The sequence below is a fragment of the Alcanivorax sp. NBRC 101098 genome (genome assembly GCF_001010505.1).
GTDB classification, from domain to species: domain Bacteria; phylum Pseudomonadota; class Gammaproteobacteria; order Pseudomonadales; family Alcanivoracaceae; genus Alcanivorax; species Alcanivorax borkumensis.
Window position 1 is genome coordinate 1057049 of sequence record NZ_AP014613.1, and the last position, 18326, is coordinate 1075374.

The window sequence follows — 18326 nt, forward strand, 5'->3', positions numbered from 1 at the left end:
TATGAAAAATATTCTTTTCGTTACATGGGATGGCCCTCAGGTTTCATATTTAGAAAGCCTGTTTCTGCCAATATTTCGTGCCTTGCAGAAACATGGTTTCCAATTTCATATTCTTCAGTTTTCCTGGGCGTCTCATTCTGTTACAGAGCAGCGGCGTGATTATTGTGAAGCGATTGGTTGCACCTATACTCTCGTGCCGGTTATTCGTAAGCCAGTAGCCTTGGGCGGACTGATTACTGCTATTTGGGGTTATCGCCAGATCAGGAAAGCGATTAAGCGATATGATATTGATATTGTAATGCCCAGAAGCACCTTGCCGGCAATGAGTTCTCTCTTGGCGTTACGGGGCTATGATCAGAAGTTTGTTTTTGATGCGGACGGATTGCCACTTGACGAGCGAGTGGATTTCGCAGGTCAGTCATCTTCGAGCATTGTCCATCGTATCCTCCGTGATATTGAAGCTCAAGCTGTGCGCTCTGCCGATGTAGTTTTGACCCGATCAAAAATAGCGGCTGGAGTTCTTCATGCCAGGGCGGGTGCCGGTGTAGATATTGGCAAATTTAATGTGGTTAGCAATGGTAGAGATACCTCTCTTTTTTCACCAGGTTCTGACTTTGATCGTAAAGAAGTAAAAAAGAAGTTGGGTATTTCTGATGATGCGCCTTTAATTGTTTATGCGGGTTCTTTGGGGCCTCAGTATTGCCCCGATGATATGTTGACACTGTTTGGTCTCATTCTGCATTTAAGAGTCGATGCTCATTTTCTCGTTCTTACTGGTTCTCCCGAAGTGATGCTCGAGCAGATGGATAATCATCCTGAATTGTTTTCGGCGATAACCGTTATGCGCGTTAATGCAAGTGATGTTCCTTCCTGGTTGGCCGCTGCTGACCTAGGTATCGCCTTTCGTGAGGCCGCTTTCTCTATGCAAGGCGTTGCGCCAATAAAGTTGGGAGAGTATTTGTTGTGCGGCGTTCCAGTCGTAGCAACGCGGGGCGTTGGTGATTCTCACTATATTGATGATAAATCGGGCTTCCTTGTTGACACTGGTGATAAGAGCACACTTGAGTCTGTTTCGGAGTGGTTCGTTGGTAAAGTACTTCCTGAAAGAGAGGTTTTCCGTTCCCACTCTCGTTTAATAGGGAAACAATTTTTTTCCTTGGAGAGTAGTGTTGAATCTTACCGAAAAGCGCTTCTCTTTGATAAGGAACTGTCATGAAAAGCTCAGTTTTGGTTCTTCCCAAGTACCCACGTAAAGGGGCAAGTTCTCGCCTCAGAACTTATCAATACCTACCTTTTCTGGAGAAGCTGGGATGGAATTTTACTGTGCGTGCCCTGTTTGATGAAGAGTATCTTGATTCTCTTTACAACGGTAAAGGAAGATCCAGATTAAAGATGTCCTTTTTGTATCTGTATAGGTTGATGGTGCTTTGTAAATTCAAAAGATTTGATTTTATTTGGTTGGAAAAAGAGCTTTTCCCCTATATGCCTGCATGGATCGAGGTTCTTTTAAAGTTGTTCGGCGTCAAATATATTGTCGATTACGATGATGCTATTTTCCATAATTATGATCTTTCTTCAAATAGGTTCATTAGGCGTCTTCTGGGGAACAAAATTGATGTGGTGATGCGACACGCTTATTGTGTTATTGCAGGTAATGAATATCTGGCTGAACGAGCTAAATTAGCAGGAGCAAAAAGGGTATTGGTGATACCAACTGTTGTTGATCACCACCGCTATATACCTCGCAAGGAAACCAGTTCAGGCCCACTAACATTGGGCTGGATTGGTTCTCCCACCACTCAGAAATATCTTGAAATCTTGCTGCCTGTGTTTCAGTCATTAACTAGACAATATCAATTTCGACTGCTTCTTGTTGGTGCAACGCCGGAGATCAAAGCTAAGCTGGCCGGTATAACGGTACATATAGAGAATTGGTCGGAAGACACTGAGGCTCGCCACATTCAAGAGATGGATGTTGGGATAATGCCTTTGCAGGATGGCCCTTGGGAAAAGGGTAAGTGCGGTTATAAGATCATTCAGTATATGGCTTCGGGTGTTCCAGTGGTTGCGAGCGCTGTTGGTGTAAACACGGCTATAGTTAGCGGGTCTAATTCTGGCATGTTGGCTAATGACTTTTCTGAGTGGGAGTCAGCACTGGCTGCTCTCTTCTCTGAACCGCGACATCGTCATCAGTTAGGCATGTCAGGTCGACTGGCTGTAGAAAGAAAATATTCAATTGATAGTCAGCTTCCAAGACTTCAATCATGTTTCCTTCCTGGGCTGGCGACTAATGAGTGACTTGTCTTCTACACCATTTCAACTTGTTCTTGCCCTGCTTGTCTTCTTTTTCGGCGCTTTAATAGCGCTTGTGATACGACGGTATTTTCGTACTTCATCATCTCGTGCACTTACTTTATACGGGTGGCACAGTTTTTTCTGTGTTGTTTATTTTTTCTATGTTGTGAATTATGGGGGAGATGCAACAGGCTATTATCATTGGAGTCTTGTGTCCGATGTTGATTTTAAATTTGGCACATTAGCCGTTCGTATCATCACTTCTTTCTTTAGTCAGGGACTGGGTCTGTCTTTACTTGGGTGCTCCCTGGTTTTTCAAATATTCGGCTTTGTTGGGTTGTTAGCATTTGATTCAGCGTTGCGTGAGGTGACATGGGATAAACCCCGTAATATTCGTAGATTAGCGACGCTTATCGTTTTTTTGCCGTCGATCAGTTTCTGGTCTTCTGGTCTCGGTAAAGATTCACTTTCTTTTTTTGCTATGGGCCTTGCCTTGTGGGCAGCATTAAGTTTGAAGCGCCGCTGGTGGCTTTTGGTTATTTCCATGTCGGTTATGTTGCTCGTTCGTCCGCATATTGCTGGTATGTTGGGGGTAGGCTTGGCCAGTTCCTATGTGTTTCAGCGAGGAATCCCGTTTTTACAAAGGTCGGTGCTAGGTGGTATTGCGATCATCGCTGCTATTTTTCTCGTCCCTTTTGGACTTAATTATGCGGGTGTTGGTGAAGGGGCCGATGCTGGTGAAGTGATGGAATATATCGAAGGCCGTCAGGGCTATAATATGAAAGGCGGTGGGGCCGTAGATATATCGGCTATGAGTCCGCCTTTGCAGATGTTTACCTACTTGTTTCGCCCCAGCCTGATTGAGGCTAGAAATATCTTTTCTTTAGCGGCATCGATTGATAACTTGATTTTATTGTTCCTCTTTATTGTCGGAGGCTGGTCTCTGATCAAAAAACCTTTGCCGTCTTCTTTGGCTAGTCATAATAGAGTGTTTCTTTGGGCTTATTGTTTTCTTGCATGGCTTGTTTTGGCAATGACGACAGCTAATTTGGGTATCGCTTTACGCCAAAAGTGGATGTTTACACCCATGTTGATCTTCTTGTTGATATCGGTAATTGGTCGGTCCCGGTTGTCGCTGGAACCTGCACCGAATTCTTTGGAGGGGAGGCGCCGATGACGAAACCTGTCTTCCTGCTTGTGGCAAGCTTTCCGGAATCGTTGATCAAGTTTCGTGGCCCTCTCATTGAGGCGTTACTTTCATCGGGTTGCCAAGTGCATGTGGCTGTCCCTGACCTTGATCCATATTCTGATGTCGCTAGTCAACTCGGTGCGCTCGATGTCCAGGTTCATGATATTCCCTTACAAAGGACAGGCATGAACCCCATTAAGGACCTGACTCTCTTGTTCGCTTTGCGAAAGCTAATGCGAAAGATAGGTGCGGACTATGTCTTGGGTTATACCATCAAGCCGGTGATTTATGGTTCGTTGGCTGCCTGGATTGCGGGGGTAAAACACCGTTTCGCTCTGATTACCGGGTTGGGTTATGCCTTTACCGGTGAGGCTTCCGGCCTTCGTAAGGTGCTGCGCACATTGATCCAGAAGCTGTATCGGTTTTCGCTTTCTCGTAATCGGCTTGTGTTCTTCCAGAACCCTGACGACGAAGCGCTATTCCGCCAGCTCTCTTTGCTAAAGCCTGCTATTCCTTCCAGCGTGGTGAATGGGTCTGGTGTGGACGTGACCGAATATACGGTCGCTGATATGCCTGGAACACCTTCTTTTTTGCTGATTGCGCGTCTGCTTGGGGACAAGGGTGTCCGTGAGTATGTGCAAGCCGCAGCCCTCGTGAAGCAACGTTATCCGGAAGTGACTTTCCGTCTGGTGGGCTGGATTGATGACAACCCGGATGCGATAAGCCGAGCAGAACTCGATGCCTGGATTACGGCTGGGACGATAGATTTTCTTGGCAAGCTTTCTGATGTGCGCCCAGCGATCAGTAATAGCAGCGTGTACGTATTGCCTTCTTACCGTGAGGGCACGCCTCGGACAGTCCTGGAAGCCATGGCCATGGGACGGGCAATAGTTACCACCGATGCCCCCGGTTGCCGAGAGACTGTGATGGAGGGGGATAATGGTTTTCTCGTGCCTGTTCAGGATGCATCTGTGCTTGCAGAGGCAATGATGACACTTGTTGAGAGTCCGGACCTGGTGGCCGCTATGGGGACTCGCTCGCGGCAGATTGCTGAAGAGAAGTACGATGTAGATATGGTGAATGCGGTGATGCTTAGGGGAATGGGGCTGTAATGAAGCGTTTGATGGATATTGTGGGGGCGCTTGCTGGGTTGTTGCTGTTGGCGCCGGTGATTATTTTGCTTGCCGTATTAGTGAGAATAAAGCTGGGCAGCCCGGTACTGTTTCGCCAGACAAGGCCGGGCATGGCAGGGCATGTGTTTGAAATGACCAAGTTCCGTACCATGACGAATTCCTGTAATGCTAGTGGCGAGCTGTTGTCGGATGCGGAGAGACTGACAGGATTTGGTCAATTTCTCCGTTCCTCTAGCCTGGATGAGCTACCCGAACTCTGGAATGTACTGAAAGGCGAGATGAGTCTCGTAGGCCCGCGCCCCTTGTTATTGGAGTACCTGCCGTTGTACTCAGAACGCCAGGCTCGTCGTCATGAAATTCGCCCTGGCATTACTGGCTGGGCGCAGGTGAATGGCCGTAATGCGCTCTCGTGGGATGAAAAATTCGAGCTGGATGTGTGGTATGTGGAAAACCGTAACCTTTGGCTGGATCTCAAGATTCTATTTATGACTGTCTGGAAAGTGGTAAAGAGAGATGACATTGCCCACAAAGGGGAAGTTACAATGAAGAAATTCAAGGGATGAGAGAGAAACAATGGGTAATGGAACACCGGTGCAGACGTTGAAATACCGGCCAGAAATCGATGGTTTGCGTTTTCTGGCCGTCATACTTGTCATTCTCCATCATCTTGAGATATCACTTTTCTCTGGTGGGTTTATTGGTGTCGATGTCTTTTTCGTTATTTCGGGATATCTGATTACATCAATTCTTTTCAAAGAGGCCGCAAACGGGCGTATTAGTTTTTCGGGCTTCTACAAGCGAAGAATTGTGCGTCTGGCACCGGCTTTTTTCGTGGTTGTTTTCTTTACGAGTGTTGCAGCTTATTTTCTGATGCTGCCCTCCGAAATTGTAGCTTACGCAAAAAGCCTCGTTTCATCAGTATTCTTTGTCGCTAATTTCTATATGTGGAATGAGATCGGTGGCTACTTTGTTGATAATGCTGCGAAAACACCATTGCTGCATCTCTGGTCGCTTTCGGTTGAGGAACAGTTCTATATTATATGGCCTTTTGCCGTTATGGTTTTTGTGCTTTTAAAGAAGCGCATACCACTTTTTCCTTTGGTTTTCATTATTACTGTTGCAGGGGCCTTGTTCTCTGAGTGGGGAGTCAGAAATTACCTGGCTGCATCATATTACCTGCTTCCTACCCGGTTCTTTGAACTCTCTGCCGGCGGCATGCTTGCCTTTCTGCCAGCTGTAAGTCGTGAGAGTAGGCTGACTCGGGTGTTGCCCTGGGTAGGGCTGTCCATGATTTTCTATTCGGCTTTTCACTATAGCCCTTCAATGCTTTTTCCGGGATTTGCAGCTGTTATTCCAGTAGTTGGTACCGTTATTTTGGTTAGGTATCTGCGTGTTGAGTCATCATTGGGTAGGGCTTTCTCTGCCAGTTTTTTTGTTGCGTTAGGAAAAGTTTCCTACCCCGCTTACTTGTGGCACTGGCCGATTATCGCGTATCTAAACATCATGAGAGTGCCAATCTCATTCTGGGTTGGCTGTGCTGTGGTTTTATCCACGTTCTTGCTTTCTTTTATGACATATTATTGGGCTGAGAAGCCTGCCGCTAGATTTCGCTTACTACATCCTTTCAAAGTGATTGTCCTCGGTTTCTTTATTCCGGTACTGGCGTCCCTTTCATTTGTTTTTTATGTCCAAAAAACCGAAGGAATGCCCGATAGATTTTCTGATTCATTGGTCGAGAAAAGCCGAGCGATTGGGTCTTGGGCAAGCCGTATTCGGGGTGCCTGTCATAACGGATATATCACCGGTCTGGCTTCGGAGGATGAGTGTATTTTGGGTCGTGAGAGTGGTCCCGTCGATTTTCTTTTGATTGGAGATTCTCACGCCAATCATTTCGCCGGAATGATGGACGTTTTTGCATCTAAAGCAGGGCTGCGCGGTTATGATTCGAGTCAAAGTAATACTATCTACCTCCCTGGATCCGAAAGAATGTATTCAAAATCTGGTCAGGAAAAAATTCATACCCAATTCAAAAGCAGAAACGAAACGTGGACTGCCTTGATTAAAGAGAATAACTACAGGGCTGTTGTGTTGGGTGGCTCATATGCAATTCATTATGAGTCCGATAGTTTCGTTCATGAGGGTGAGAGAGGTAAAGGTGCGTTTGGTGAATCTTTCAGAACGGCACTGCGTCTGATTGAGAAATCGGGAGCTCAGGCTTATGTGATTATGGGGTCTCCAGTTTTACTTGGCATCAATTACGACTGTGGATTGATGAATGAGAGGTTTGGAACGGATCAATCTTGTAAATATCCGCGAGAAATGCACGACGATAAATTTGAGGGTTGGATCGATTTTGTTGCCAATCTTAAAAATGAGTTTCCAAGGGTGACCTTTATTGATCCTGCTGCCGTGCTGTGTACTGACGATTATTGCTATGCTGAGTTGGATGGTTTGCCGATTTATCATGATGGAAATCACTTAAACTACATGGGTTCTCAGGAAATTGGTCGTCGCTACATTCAGGATTTCGGTAACCCCTTGAATGCATTGCGAGGTAATTAGCTTGTGTCTGAATGTTTTAAACTGGGTGTGATCGGTGCTGGTGGCCATGGCAAGGTGGTTGCCGATACGGCTGAACGGGCAGGCTGGTCCGAGGTGGTTTTTTTTGACCCACGTTTTGGGCCAATTCAACAGACTCATGCCCACTGGCAGTTGCTGGGTCTCCCGGAAGAGGCACACGCACATGACTGCGATGGCTATTTCGTGGCCATCGGCAATAGTCAAGCTCGGCAGCAGTGGGGCGAATGGTTGCTCGGCCGCGGTTTGCCGTTGGTAACCCTCATCGATCCGGACTCTTCGGTAAGCCAGTACGCCATGCTTGAGTCGGGCGTGCTGGTGGTTGCCGGTGCAGTGATCAATGCGGACACCCACATTGCCAAAGGTGTGATTGTGAATACTCGGGCGGCGATTGATCATGATTGTAGGATTGGTGCTTATAGTCATGTTTGCCCTGGAACGGCCCTTGCAGGTTCGGTAACAGTTGGTAAGCACAGTTGGCTTGGTATCGGTTGTCAGGTGAGGCAGGGTGCCAGCATTGGCTCTAATGTGACGGTGGGTGCCGGTGCCACTGTGGTATCTGATATTCAAGATGGTTTGACGGTGGTGGGTACGCCTGCACGTTCGCAATAATTTTTTCTGAGGTTTTCCATGCTTAACGGCCCTTTTACTCCCTGGCCTTCCTTTACCCAGGAAGAAGCTGATGCGGTGTCCCGCGTACTCCTTTCCAACAAGGTGAATTACTGGACCGGTCAGGAAGGGCGTGAATTCGAGCGCGAATTCGCAGCCTTTGCCGGTACCGAGTATGCCATTGCGGTGGCCAACGGCACCCTGGCGCTGGATCTGGCCCTGCAGGGGTTGGGTATTGGCGTTGGTGACGAGGTGGTGGTGACGCCGCGGACCTTTCTGGCATCTGCGACTTCAGTGATCAATGCCGGGGCCACGCCGGTGTTTGCAGATGTGGACCCGGATACCCAGAACATTACCCCTGAAACGGTTGCCGCTGTGATTACCCCTAAGACCAAAGCGGTTGTCTGCGTGCATCTGGCGGGCTGGCCCTGTGATATGGATGGCTTCATGGCCCTGGCCGAGCAGCATGATCTGTTCGTGGTTGAAGACTGTGCCCAGGCCCATGGTGCGACTTACAAGGGCAGCTCTGTAGGTGGCCTTGGGCATGTGGGGTGTTGGTCGTTCTGTCAGGACAAGATCATGAGTACCGGCGGTGAAGGCGGGATGGTTACCTGTAATGATCGTGAGCTTTGGTCGCGAATGTGGAGTTTCAAGGACCATGGCAAAAGCTGGGAAGCCGTGTATGAACGGGAGCATCCGCCGGGTTTTCGCTGGCTGCATGAGTCGGTAGGTACCAACTGGCGCCTGACCGAAATGCAGGCTGCCATTGGTCGTATTCAGCTGCGACGAATGCAGGATTGGACTATTGCACGGAAAGCTAATTGCCATGCGATTTGGCAAACCGCTTCGGCTCTGACGGGATTACGCGCCCCCATTGTGCCGTCTGAGATTGGCCATGCAGGCTATAAGTGTTATGTCTTTGTTGATGAAAATATGGTTTCTGGTTCAGTGGGCGAAGTCAGGGATATAATCATGGGCGCTCTTGTTGCTAACGGTGTGCCTTGTTTTTCAGGTTCTTGCTCCGAGATTTATCGAGAGAAAGCGTTTACACGACTTGCTCTTGGTCCGCCAAAACGACTGCCGATAGCGAAAAGACTAGCTGAAAGCTCTCTTATGTTTCTGGTTCACCCAACGTTAAACGATTTTGAGATCAGGAAAGCCTGCTCAACGTTAGAAGATGTTGTCAAATCCGTATTTAGTAATTAATAAAGTCAATGAAGATTTTTAAAATGGTGATTTTATAAAATGCAATATAGACGTGAGATAGATGGTCTGAGGGCTTTGGCTGTTCTTCCGGTTATTCTTTTCCATGCGGGGTTTGACCTTTTTTCTGGAGGCTTCGTTGGCGTTGATATTTTCTTTGTCATTAGCGGTTATCTGATCACGACTATTATTATTTCAGAGCTTGAAAATGAAAAATTTTCATTGATTACTTTCTATGAGCGGCGGGCAAGGCGTATTTTGCCGGCCTTGTTCTTTGTCATGTTCTGCTGTATCCCTTTTGCATGGTTTTGGCTGTCCCCTGGCGACATGAAAGATTTCTCTCAGAGTCTTGTGGCGGTGCCATTTTTTTCTTCCAATATACTTTTTTGGCTCCAGGGCGGATATTTCGCATCAGCAGCTGAATTAAAGCCGCTTCTCCATACCTGGAGTCTGGCGGTTGAAGAGCAGTTTTATCTTTTTTTTCCACTGCTGTTAATGCTGATATGGAAAATAGCTAGATCCTGGGTGTTACCTTTGTTGATGGTGATCTTTGTAGTCAGTCTTGGACTGGCTGAATGGGGGGCATTGTCAAAGCCCGGCGCTACGTTCTACTTGCTGCCAACTAGAGGATGGGAGCTGTTGCTTGGTAGTTTTGCTGCTTTTTTTATGTATTACAAAAAGAGTTCGGGATTGGGTTTTCGTGCGCTCGAAGTCGGTGGTTGGCTCGGGTTGCTGTTAATATTGGTGTCGATATTGTTTTTTGATAAAGAGACTCCCTTTCCCGGTTTTTACGCGTTGGTGCCAACTATAGGAACGTTGCTTATTATCATTTGCGCAACAGACCAAAATGTTGTGGGTAAGTTTGTTGGTAATCGCGTATTTGTGGGTGTGGGGCTGATTAGTTATAGCGCCTATCTATGGCATCAGCCGCTATTTGCCTTTGCCCGCCACAGAAGCTTGAATGAACCAAGTGAGTGGATGTATGGTGGCCTTTCTCTTCTTGCGCTTTTGCTTGCTTATTTTAGCTGGCGATTTATCGAAAACCCATTCAGAAATAAGTCGAGAATTGGCCGTGGCAGAGTTTTTCTTTTCTCGTTAGCCGGCTCTGCTGTATTCGTACTGTTCGGTTTGTGGGGGCACTATACGAATGGAATTTACATAGCAAGGCCGAATATTGACATCGCGTTGAGTGCTGAATCCAGGCTAAAGGCAAATCAGGGGCTAAGCTCTATATGCGACATTAATTATACTAATTCAACGGAATGCATGACGGATCCTAATCCGGAGGTCTTGTTGTGGGGCGATTCTTATGCAATGCACCTTGCCGCTGGTTTTATCTCTTCAAACCCGAAAATCAGGTTGGTTCAGAAAACTGTTTCAGTATGTGGTCCGATTCTTGATATTGCTCCGATCAGCTCTACTTATACCCGGGCCTGGTCTGAGAAGTGTATGGCCAATAATGACAAGGTGTTCCAGTATTTAAAGGATAACCCTGAGATTAAGTACGTGGTCATGAGTTCGCCTTTTAAGCAATATGTGAATGAGGGTCAAAAAGTCTTAACGAAAGATGGGCGGGTGGTTTTCGGAAAAGATGTTGCTTATTCCGCAATGCTGGAAACGGTGAATCGAATTCGTGCCATCGGACGAAAGCCTGTTGTTTTTGCTCCGCCTCCTAAAAATGGTGAAAACATTGGTCGATGTTTAATGAGAGCAGCGTATTTCTCCGAAAATCTTTCCTTGTGTCACATTTCGCTTGAAGATTATAAGTCTCACCAACGTTTTGTTAATGATTTTCTTGTGCGATTAGAGTCTTCAGTTCCTGTTGTATGGCTTAGTGATACTTTATGCTCCTCCCGTCATTGTGTCTCTCATATAAACGATGTCTTCATTTATCGCGATGGCGGTCACTTGTCTCATGAAGGGAGTGCATATCTAGGAAAGGCTGTTGGTTTTTATGAAGCTATAAAAGAAATTGATTAAATGGCCTTTTGCTCGCAGAAACTGTTCCTGGCCCGGGTTTAATGGGCACTTTTTTGGTGAGGGTACAGGCTAATCCTTAACTGCCCGTAGTAGCAGGGCAGAGCCCGAATGTCGCTGCAAGTCGGCGGCATTTGTAGGTTTTTCTGACATGGCGGTTGGAAGCAGGGCTCGCTGGTGGGTAAGCCATCGCACAGCCCTTTGATCTTGCTGGTGCGGTCGCCGACGATTTTGGGGCGAAATGATTGGCTAAGTGGTGAAATCTTGTTATGAACTGTATTCATAGCATAAATGGCCATTGGATAATGCCAAAAAGCGCCTATAATGCATTCCTTGATTCAGGAATGTGCTTTCTGTCACATTAGCTAGTTTAAGATTCAGCGCTAACGCTGACTCGCTTGGTCACATGGATGGACCTGATGCCTTCTACATTTTTGTACCCTTCTGTTTACCGGCTAATTTCTCTCACTCGTCGCTCCAAGCGCGCGGTAATGCTCACGGCTGATGTGTTGGCGGTGCCCCTATTGGTGTGGATGGCGTTTTCTCTTCGCTTCAACTCGTTTAGCCCGCCGATTCATGATCTCTGGATTTTCCTGGTTGCGCCGTTGGTGTTGATCCCGGCCCTGTATATGGCGGGGTTCTACAAGTCTATTGTGCGCTACCTGGGCGCGGAAGTGGCCTGGTCCATGCTGACGGGGGTGTTTTCCTCTGTCGTTGTGCTGGCTGCGGCGTCTTACATGATCCCGGATGCTGCGGTACCCCGTTCGGTGTTCCTGATCTGGGGCATGCTCAGCATGTTGTACTTGGGCGGTAGCCGCTTTGTGATGCGGCGCTTCCTGGTGCACGTGCTGGGTGGGGCGCTGAATCGTCAGCCGGTGGCCGTGTTTGGTGCCGGTGGTGCCGGTGCCCAGTTGGTGGCTGGCCTGCAGTCCTGTGTTGAAATGTTCCCTGTCATGGTGGTGGATGATGCCTTTAACAAGCAGGGTACTTTGCTGGCCGGGGTGCCAGTGGTGGACCGCGAGGCGTTGGAGAAAGCCTGCCGGCGCGGCAAGGTGACCTCGGTCTTGTTAGCCGTCCCGTCGCTGAGCCGTTCCCAGCGAATGGCTATTGTGCGCTGGCTGGAAACCCTGAATGTGAAGGTGCAGACGGTACCTGCGTTTTCCGATATCGCCAGCGGCAAAGCGCGTATTGAAGAGATCAAGGATGTTTCCATCGAGGATCTGCTGGGCCGTGATTCGGTGCCGCCCAAGCCGGAGTTGCTGCATCGTTGTATCAGCGGCAAGCATGTATTGGTCACCGGGGCTGGCGGTTCTATTGGCAGCGAGTTGTGTCGACAGATTCTGAAGTTGAAGCCGTCTTGCCTGATTCTGTTTGAGCAGAGCGAGCTGAGCCTGTACGCCATTGAGAAAGAGATGGCGGCGTATATCGACGCCAAAGGGCTGCAGGTGGAGCTGTTTCCCATGCTGGGCTCGGTGGTGAACCGGGGGCACATCGAGCGGGTGTGCCGGGAGTACCGTGTGGATACGGTTTATCATGCCGCCGCCTACAAGCATGTGCCGATTGTGGAAGGCAACCCTTCCGCCGGGGTGCGCAATAATATTCTGGGTACCCTGGAAGCGGCTCAGGGGGCTGAGTCCGCAGGCGTGAAGCACTTTATCCTGGTGTCCACCGACAAGGCAGTGCGCCCCACCAACGTGATGGGGGCGACCAAACGTTTTGCCGAGATGGTGCTGCAGGCCATGGCGGACCGTGGCTCCGAGACGGTTTTTTCCATGGTGCGCTTTGGCAATGTGCTGGGCTCTTCCGGCTCCGTGGTGCCACTGTTCCGGGATCAGATTCAGCGCGGTGGGCCGATAACGGTGACTCACCCTGATGTGATTCGTTATTTCATGACCATCCCCGAAGCCTCACAGCTGGTGATTCAGGCCGGGGCCATGGCCAAAGGCGGCGAGGTGTTTGTACTGGATATGGGCGAGCCGGTTCGGATCGTGGATCTGGCGCGGACCATGGTTCACCTGATGGGCCTGTCCGTGAAAGACGACGAGACCCCTAGCGGTGATATCGAGCTCGCCTTCACCGGGCTGCGCCCAGGCGAAAAGCTCTATGAAGAGCTGCTGATCGGTGAGTGCAGTGTAGGCACCGAGCATGAAATGATCATGCAGGCCACCGAGGAGCGGCTGAGCTGGGATGAAATCCAGTTCGCCCTGGAGTCATTCCGCAAGGCTCTGGAGAAGGGCGACAAGGTGGCGCTGAAGTCCTTGCTGCGCAGCTATGTGGCAGGGTACGAGCCGGGTACCAATGGTAGCCGCCCGCTGGAAAGCATGCAGACCCGGGAGTTGCCCAGGCTGGTGTCGGATAATCGGGCTCTGGCGGACTGATAGTTTTTTTCGCTCAGAGCTTCAACGTCTGCATTCTGTGGGAGCGGTGGTTCCACCGCGAAAAGACCTCGCCCCCTCCGGCGCAGTATCGCGGTGGAACCACCGCTCCCACAGAACAGGTCAGGCTTTGAGGGGCCAGCCGTTTAGCCGCGAAACGTCTTCTTTCTGTCGCATCTCTGCGCTCTTTCCTTATAAGATTTTGAACTAGCCTGCCCCTTTTTATATGTCTTTTTCCCTGTAAAATGACCTTTTTCTGCGCAACCCATGGCCCTGTTGGCCCTCTGAGGGAATTCGCCCCGTGAATATGGATATCGTGATAACGCTGCTGATTGTGGCTTCGGTGCTGGGGGCGCTGGCCAGTAATCGGGTGCCGGCGGATATCACCATGATGGCTGCGCTGGTGATGGTGCTGGTGACCGGGGTGGTGTCTCCCGGTGAGGCGCTGTCCGGCTTTGCCAACCCGGGGCTGATGACCATTGCTGCCCTTTATGTGGTGGCGGCGGCCTTGCGGGATACTGGTGCCATTTACTGGGTGGCGCACCGTTTGCTGGGCCAGCCGAAATCCGTGTTTGCCAGCCAGTTGCGGCTGGTGGCGCCAGCCTCCTTGCTGAGTGCCTTCCTGAATAACACCACGGTAGTGGCGATGATGATTCCGGCGGTGCAGGAGTGGGCCCAGCGCCTGCGCCTGTCTGCATCGAAGCTGCTGTTGCCGCTCAGTTATGCGGCCATTCTCGGTGGCACCTGTACTCTGATCGGCACCAGCACCAATCTGGTGGTGGATGGCCTGGTACAGGAAAGGGGCATGGAGGCGTTTGGGATTTTTGATGTGGCCTGGGTCGGGGTTCCCGTGTTGCTTGGCGGCTCGTTGTTCCTGTTGCTGGTTGGTCGTTTTCTACTTCCTGAGCGTGAGGGCATGGTGGCGCAGTGGGAGCATGCCCGGGAATACCATGTGGAAATGCTGGTAGGCAAAGGTAGCCCGCTGGCGGGGCGTTCCATTCAGGATGCGGGATTGCGTAACCTGACCTATGGGTATCTCACCGAGATTCAGCGTGGCGAGCGTCTGTTCCCGGCGGTGGGGCCGGAGATGACCCTGCAGGAAGGGGATCTGCTGGCCTTTGTCGGGGTGCCGGAGTGTGCCCGGGAATTGCAGCGGATCAATGGCCTTCAGTCGGCCCATGGTGGGGCGCACAAGCTGGCACTGAACAATCACCAGCGACACCTGGTGGAAGTGGTGTTGAGCCCGGAGTTCCCGGGTATCGGCAAGACGGTCAAGGAAACCGGCTTCCGCACCCGTTACCAGGCCGCCATTCTCAGTATCAGCCGCAGCGGCCAGCGTTTGCCCGGCAAGGTAGGGGAGCTGGTGTTGAAGGTGGGCGATACCCTGCTGCTGGAAACCGGTGAGCAGTTTGTGGAGCAGTATCGCTACCGCCGGGATTTCATGCTGGTCAGTCCGCTGAAGGATTCCACGCCACCGGATTTCCGTCGCGCGCCGGTTGCTGTCGGGGTGCTGGTGGCCATGGTGATGGCGAATGTACTGGGGCTGGCCTCTACCCTGGAAGCCGCCATGCTGGCCGCAGGCCTGATGCTGGCGTTACGCTGTGTATCGGTAAATCGTTCGCGGATGAACGTGAGTGTGAACCTGCCGGTGCTGGTGGTTATTGGCGCCTCTTTTGCGCTGGGCAAGGCCATGGAGTCCAGCGGCGCGGCGGCGTGGATTGTGGAGCTGGCTATCCCGGATAGCGGCTTGTCGCCCTTTATGGCGCTAGTGATCGTGTATTTGCTCACTGCGATTTTCACTGAAATGATCACCAACAATGCGGCGGCGGTGCTGGTTTTTCCCATCGCCATTGGCGTGGCCGAGCAGTTGGGGGTGAGCCCTATGCCCTTTATTGTCGCGGTTATGTTTGCCGCTTCCGCCAGCTTTATGACCCCGCTGGGCTACCAAACCAACCTGATGGTTATGGGGCCGGGCGGTTACACCTTCCGCGATTACCTGAAGATAGGTTTTCCCATGAGTGTGGTGGTAGCGGTGATTAGCCTTAGCGTTATTCCGATGGTTTGGCGGTTCTAGCGAGGCTATACCGAGGAACTATGCCGAGCAGCTTTGAGTTGAAAGTGAGACGTTCAAAGTTGAAAGGAAAGACAAAACAATATGGCGCTCCATGGAGGGAGCTAAGCAGGAGGGGCATGGATGCTTCGGTTTGAAAATCTGGATGTATGGAAGCGCGATACTGCGCTTTGTGTGGTGATGTAGCGGTATGTTACCGGGTTTAAGGATTTTGGCTTTCGGGCCATGGAATCGGTTACATCAACGAGGAAAAAGCCGGCCGTTGGCTTTCTGAGCTAGAGCAACACTCAAGGATGCTGGCGGCTATGATCGAGGGGCATACAGCATGGCTGAGCCCGGAAGTTGAGGGTTGTCCTTCTCAACTTTTAACGTGAACGTTCAATTGAAGGAATATTGCATGTCTGAGAAGTCTCCGTACCAGGAAAAAGCGAACGACTCCAAAGCCCACGTGGTTTGGCATGAGTCGAATGTGTCCAAGGCCGACCGCGCCAAGGTTAAGGGGCAAAAGCCTAAGTGTATCTGGCTGACGGGGTTGTCCGGCTCTGGCAAATCCACGCTGGCCAATGCGTTGGAAGTGGCGCTGACCGAGCAGGGTAATCACACCTACTTGTTAGACGGTGACAATGTTCGCCATGGCTTGAACAAGAACCTGGGCATGAGCGATGAAGACCGTACCGAGAATATCCGTCGGGTGTCTGAAGTGGCTAAGCTGATGGTAGATGCGGGCTTGATTGTGGTGACGGCGTTTATCAGCCCGTTCCGTGCAGACCGTGATGCGGCCCGTGCATTGTTTGACGACGGTGAGTTTGTGGAAGTGTTTGTGGATGCGCCGCTGGAAGAGTGCGAGAAGCGCGACCCCAAAGGCCTGTACCAGAAAGCGCGCCAGGGCATCATTAAGGAATTTACCGGTATCGACAGCCCTTACGAGGCCCCGAGCAAGCCGGAGCTTGTGGTGAATACCGCTGAAAACGACATTGAAACCTGTGTTAAGCAGCTGATCGCGGCCATTGTTTAAGGGCTAGCTGATTGCGCAGAACGGATTAAGCATAACCGTAATGCGGTATTGTGCGGTGATCGGATTTGCCCCGGGCCAAGGAGGGCCTGCCTCGACATTGTGGAGGAGTTCACATGGAACGTTCCAATAACCTGCCTGAAGGCGGGTTTCCTCATCTTTTTCATCATGGTGCCGTGCGTGGTGTAACGGGTTCCGCCCATGAATGGGTGGCTAGCCCAGATTGCTCTGTGCTCATCGACTGTGGGCTTTTCCAGGGTGGAGATGTTGGCCCAGGTGGGGCTAGCGCAGATGATTTGGCCATCGATTTCGATATTTCCCGGATCCAGGCAGTGGTGCTCACCCATGTGCATATTGATCATGTGGGGCGGCTGCCGTGGTTGTTGGGTGCGGGTTATGTCGGGCCGATTTACTGTAGCGGCCCATCGGCCAAGTTGCTGCCCATTGTGTTGGAAGATGCCTTTCGCTTAGGGGTGAGCCGCAAGCCGGCAGATGTGGAGCGCTTTATGGCGCGGCTGGAGGCGGCGTTAGTGCCTGTGCCGTTTGGTTATTGGCATGCCCTGGAGATGGCTGATGGAACGGTGGCGGAGATTCGCTTGGGCAGGGCGGGGCATATTTTGGGCTCGGCCCATGTGTCTTGCCGATTGGCCGGTGAGCACATCACGGTGTTTTCCGGGGATTTAGGGGCTGCTGATGCGCCAATTCTGCCGGAACCGGAGCCCCCACCGGCTGCGAATGTGTTGGTGATAGAAAGCACCTACGGGGATCGTCTTCATGAAGTGCGAGAGACGCGGCAGCAGCGCTTAGAAGATGCGTTGGTTAAGGCTTTGCGTGACAAGGGGACTTTATTGATTCCTGCGTTCAGTATTGGCCGTACCCAAGAGCTGCTTTATGAGTTGGAGGCGATTATCCACCGCCAACGGGGCGCCGCCATGCATCCGTTTCTGGACTGGGATGAGTTGCCGATAATTCTTGATTCTCCATTGGCGAGCCGGTTTACCCAGGTTTACCGGGAGCTTGAGCCTTACTGGGACGAGGAGGCCCGCGAACGCTTGCGGGCAGACCGCCGGCCGTTGGCGTTTGAGCAGCTACTAACGGTGGACAGCCACGAGGCACACATGAAAATGGTTCGTCACTTGGCTGGCACCGCAAGGCCGGCGGTGGTGATTGCCGCCAGTGGCATGTGTGCCGGTGGCCGCATTGTGAATTACCTAAAAGCGATGCTGGGCGATGCGCGCCACAATGTGCTGTTTGTGGGGTATCAAGCTGCAGGGACGCCAGGCAGGGAGATCCAGCGAAGCGAGCAGGGCAGCAGTGTGAGGCTAGAGGCAGAAACCTACCCCATTCGAGCTGCAGTAGAATCCATTAGCGGTTATTCAGCCCATGGTGATCAGCAGGATTTACTTCGGTTCGCGGCAGGAATAGCGCGGGGGCCTGAAGAAATTCGCGTGGTGCACGGCGATGAAGGTGCTAAACGTGCTCTGGTCGATAAGCTTGATGCACATTTTCGGGCCGTCGGCCAGCCAGTGAACGTTTGGATTCCACTCCAATAGCGCCTTATTGCATCTACGTTTACGGGTTTGTCGGTGCGGTGCTTCCCTTCGTTTCCGTGTGAAAAGGATAGGGCCAATGGATTAGCTTCTTATCAACAATGCAACATAGAGCCTTTCAATAAGGCGGTAAGATAAGCCTTCCACCTTTATCTGCCCTCTAATGGGGAGAATACGTTAGAATTCCAGGCGTTCATCGATTGACGGTCTCTCCACCTTTAGCCTCTTTTGGCTATGTTGGCGGTGCCTTTGTAAACTGCGGATCGTAGAATACCGCTCAGTTTGAGTTTTTGCGCGGCCAGAATATTTAGCTTAAGCGTTATTCTGTTTTGATG

The 18326-nt window shown here is 50.9% G+C and carries 13 protein-coding genes; all 13 read left to right on the forward strand.

Translation table 11 applies throughout. From position 1 onward, the window contains the following. Position 1: 1 nt before the first annotated feature. Positions 2–1216, forward strand: coding sequence for a glycosyltransferase family 4 protein (locus tag AS19_RS04905; RefSeq protein ID WP_046961788.1), 1215 nt, complete (start codon positions 2–4; stop codon positions 1214–1216). After that, positions 1213–2298 carry a glycosyltransferase family 4 protein gene (locus AS19_RS04910; protein ID WP_046961789.1) on the forward strand — a complete coding sequence of 362 codons (1086 nt, stop codon included), beginning with the start codon at positions 1213–1215 and terminating at the stop codon, positions 2296–2298. The genes AS19_RS04905 and AS19_RS04910 overlap by 4 nt, the downstream gene beginning before the upstream one ends. Beyond that, complete coding sequence (locus tag AS19_RS04915; RefSeq protein ID WP_046961790.1) at positions 2291–3472, forward strand: hypothetical protein; 1182 nt, start codon at positions 2291–2293, stop codon at positions 3470–3472. Before AS19_RS04910 ends, AS19_RS04915 begins: the two co-directional genes overlap by 8 nt. After that, the gene (locus tag AS19_RS04920; protein WP_046961791.1) at positions 3469–4596 is read left to right on the forward strand and encodes a glycosyltransferase family 4 protein; all 1128 of its coding nucleotides are present in this window, start codon (positions 3469–3471) and stop codon (positions 4594–4596) included. The genes AS19_RS04915 and AS19_RS04920 overlap by 4 nt, the downstream gene beginning before the upstream one ends. Further along, entirely contained in the window at positions 4596–5180 is a 585-nt protein-coding gene (locus AS19_RS04925; protein WP_046961792.1) for a sugar transferase, read from the forward strand. The genes AS19_RS04920 and AS19_RS04925 overlap by 1 nt, the downstream gene beginning before the upstream one ends. A 10-nt stretch (positions 5181–5190) precedes the next feature. Then, positions 5191–7179 carry an acyltransferase family protein gene (locus tag AS19_RS04930; protein WP_082116350.1) on the forward strand — a complete coding sequence of 663 codons (1989 nt, stop codon included), beginning with the start codon at positions 5191–5193 and terminating at the stop codon, positions 7177–7179. A 3-nt stretch (positions 7180–7182) separates the two neighbouring features. Further along, a complete protein-coding gene (locus AS19_RS04935) occupies positions 7183–7806 on the forward strand; it encodes an acetyltransferase (RefSeq protein ID WP_046961794.1) in 624 nt (207 codons plus the stop codon). Between the two features lie 18 nt (positions 7807–7824). Beyond that, positions 7825–9009, forward strand: coding sequence for a DegT/DnrJ/EryC1/StrS aminotransferase family protein (locus AS19_RS04940; RefSeq protein ID WP_046961795.1), 1185 nt, complete (start codon positions 7825–7827; stop codon positions 9007–9009). A gap of 39 nt (positions 9010–9048) precedes the next feature. Next, entirely contained in the window at positions 9049–10986 is a 1938-nt protein-coding gene (locus tag AS19_RS04945) for an acyltransferase family protein (RefSeq protein WP_046961796.1), read from the forward strand. 416 nt (positions 10987–11402) lie between these two features. Beyond that, a complete protein-coding gene (locus tag AS19_RS04950) occupies positions 11403–13361 on the forward strand; it encodes a nucleoside-diphosphate sugar epimerase/dehydratase (RefSeq protein WP_231860977.1) in 1959 nt (652 codons plus the stop codon). Positions 13362–13665: 304 nt separating this feature from the next. Next, positions 13666–15432: an SLC13 family permease gene (locus tag AS19_RS04955; protein ID WP_046962287.1), complete on the forward strand. Its 1767-nt coding sequence runs from the start codon at positions 13666–13668 to the stop codon at positions 15430–15432. A 394-nt stretch (positions 15433–15826) separates the two neighbouring features. After that, positions 15827–16444, forward strand: coding sequence for an adenylyl-sulfate kinase (gene cysC, locus AS19_RS04960; RefSeq protein ID WP_046961799.1), 618 nt, complete (start codon positions 15827–15829; stop codon positions 16442–16444). A 113-nt stretch (positions 16445–16557) separates the two neighbouring features. Next, positions 16558–17994: an MBL fold metallo-hydrolase gene (locus tag AS19_RS04965; RefSeq protein WP_046961800.1), complete on the forward strand. Its 1437-nt coding sequence runs from the start codon at positions 16558–16560 to the stop codon at positions 17992–17994. Positions 17995–18326: the final 332 nt, after the last annotated feature.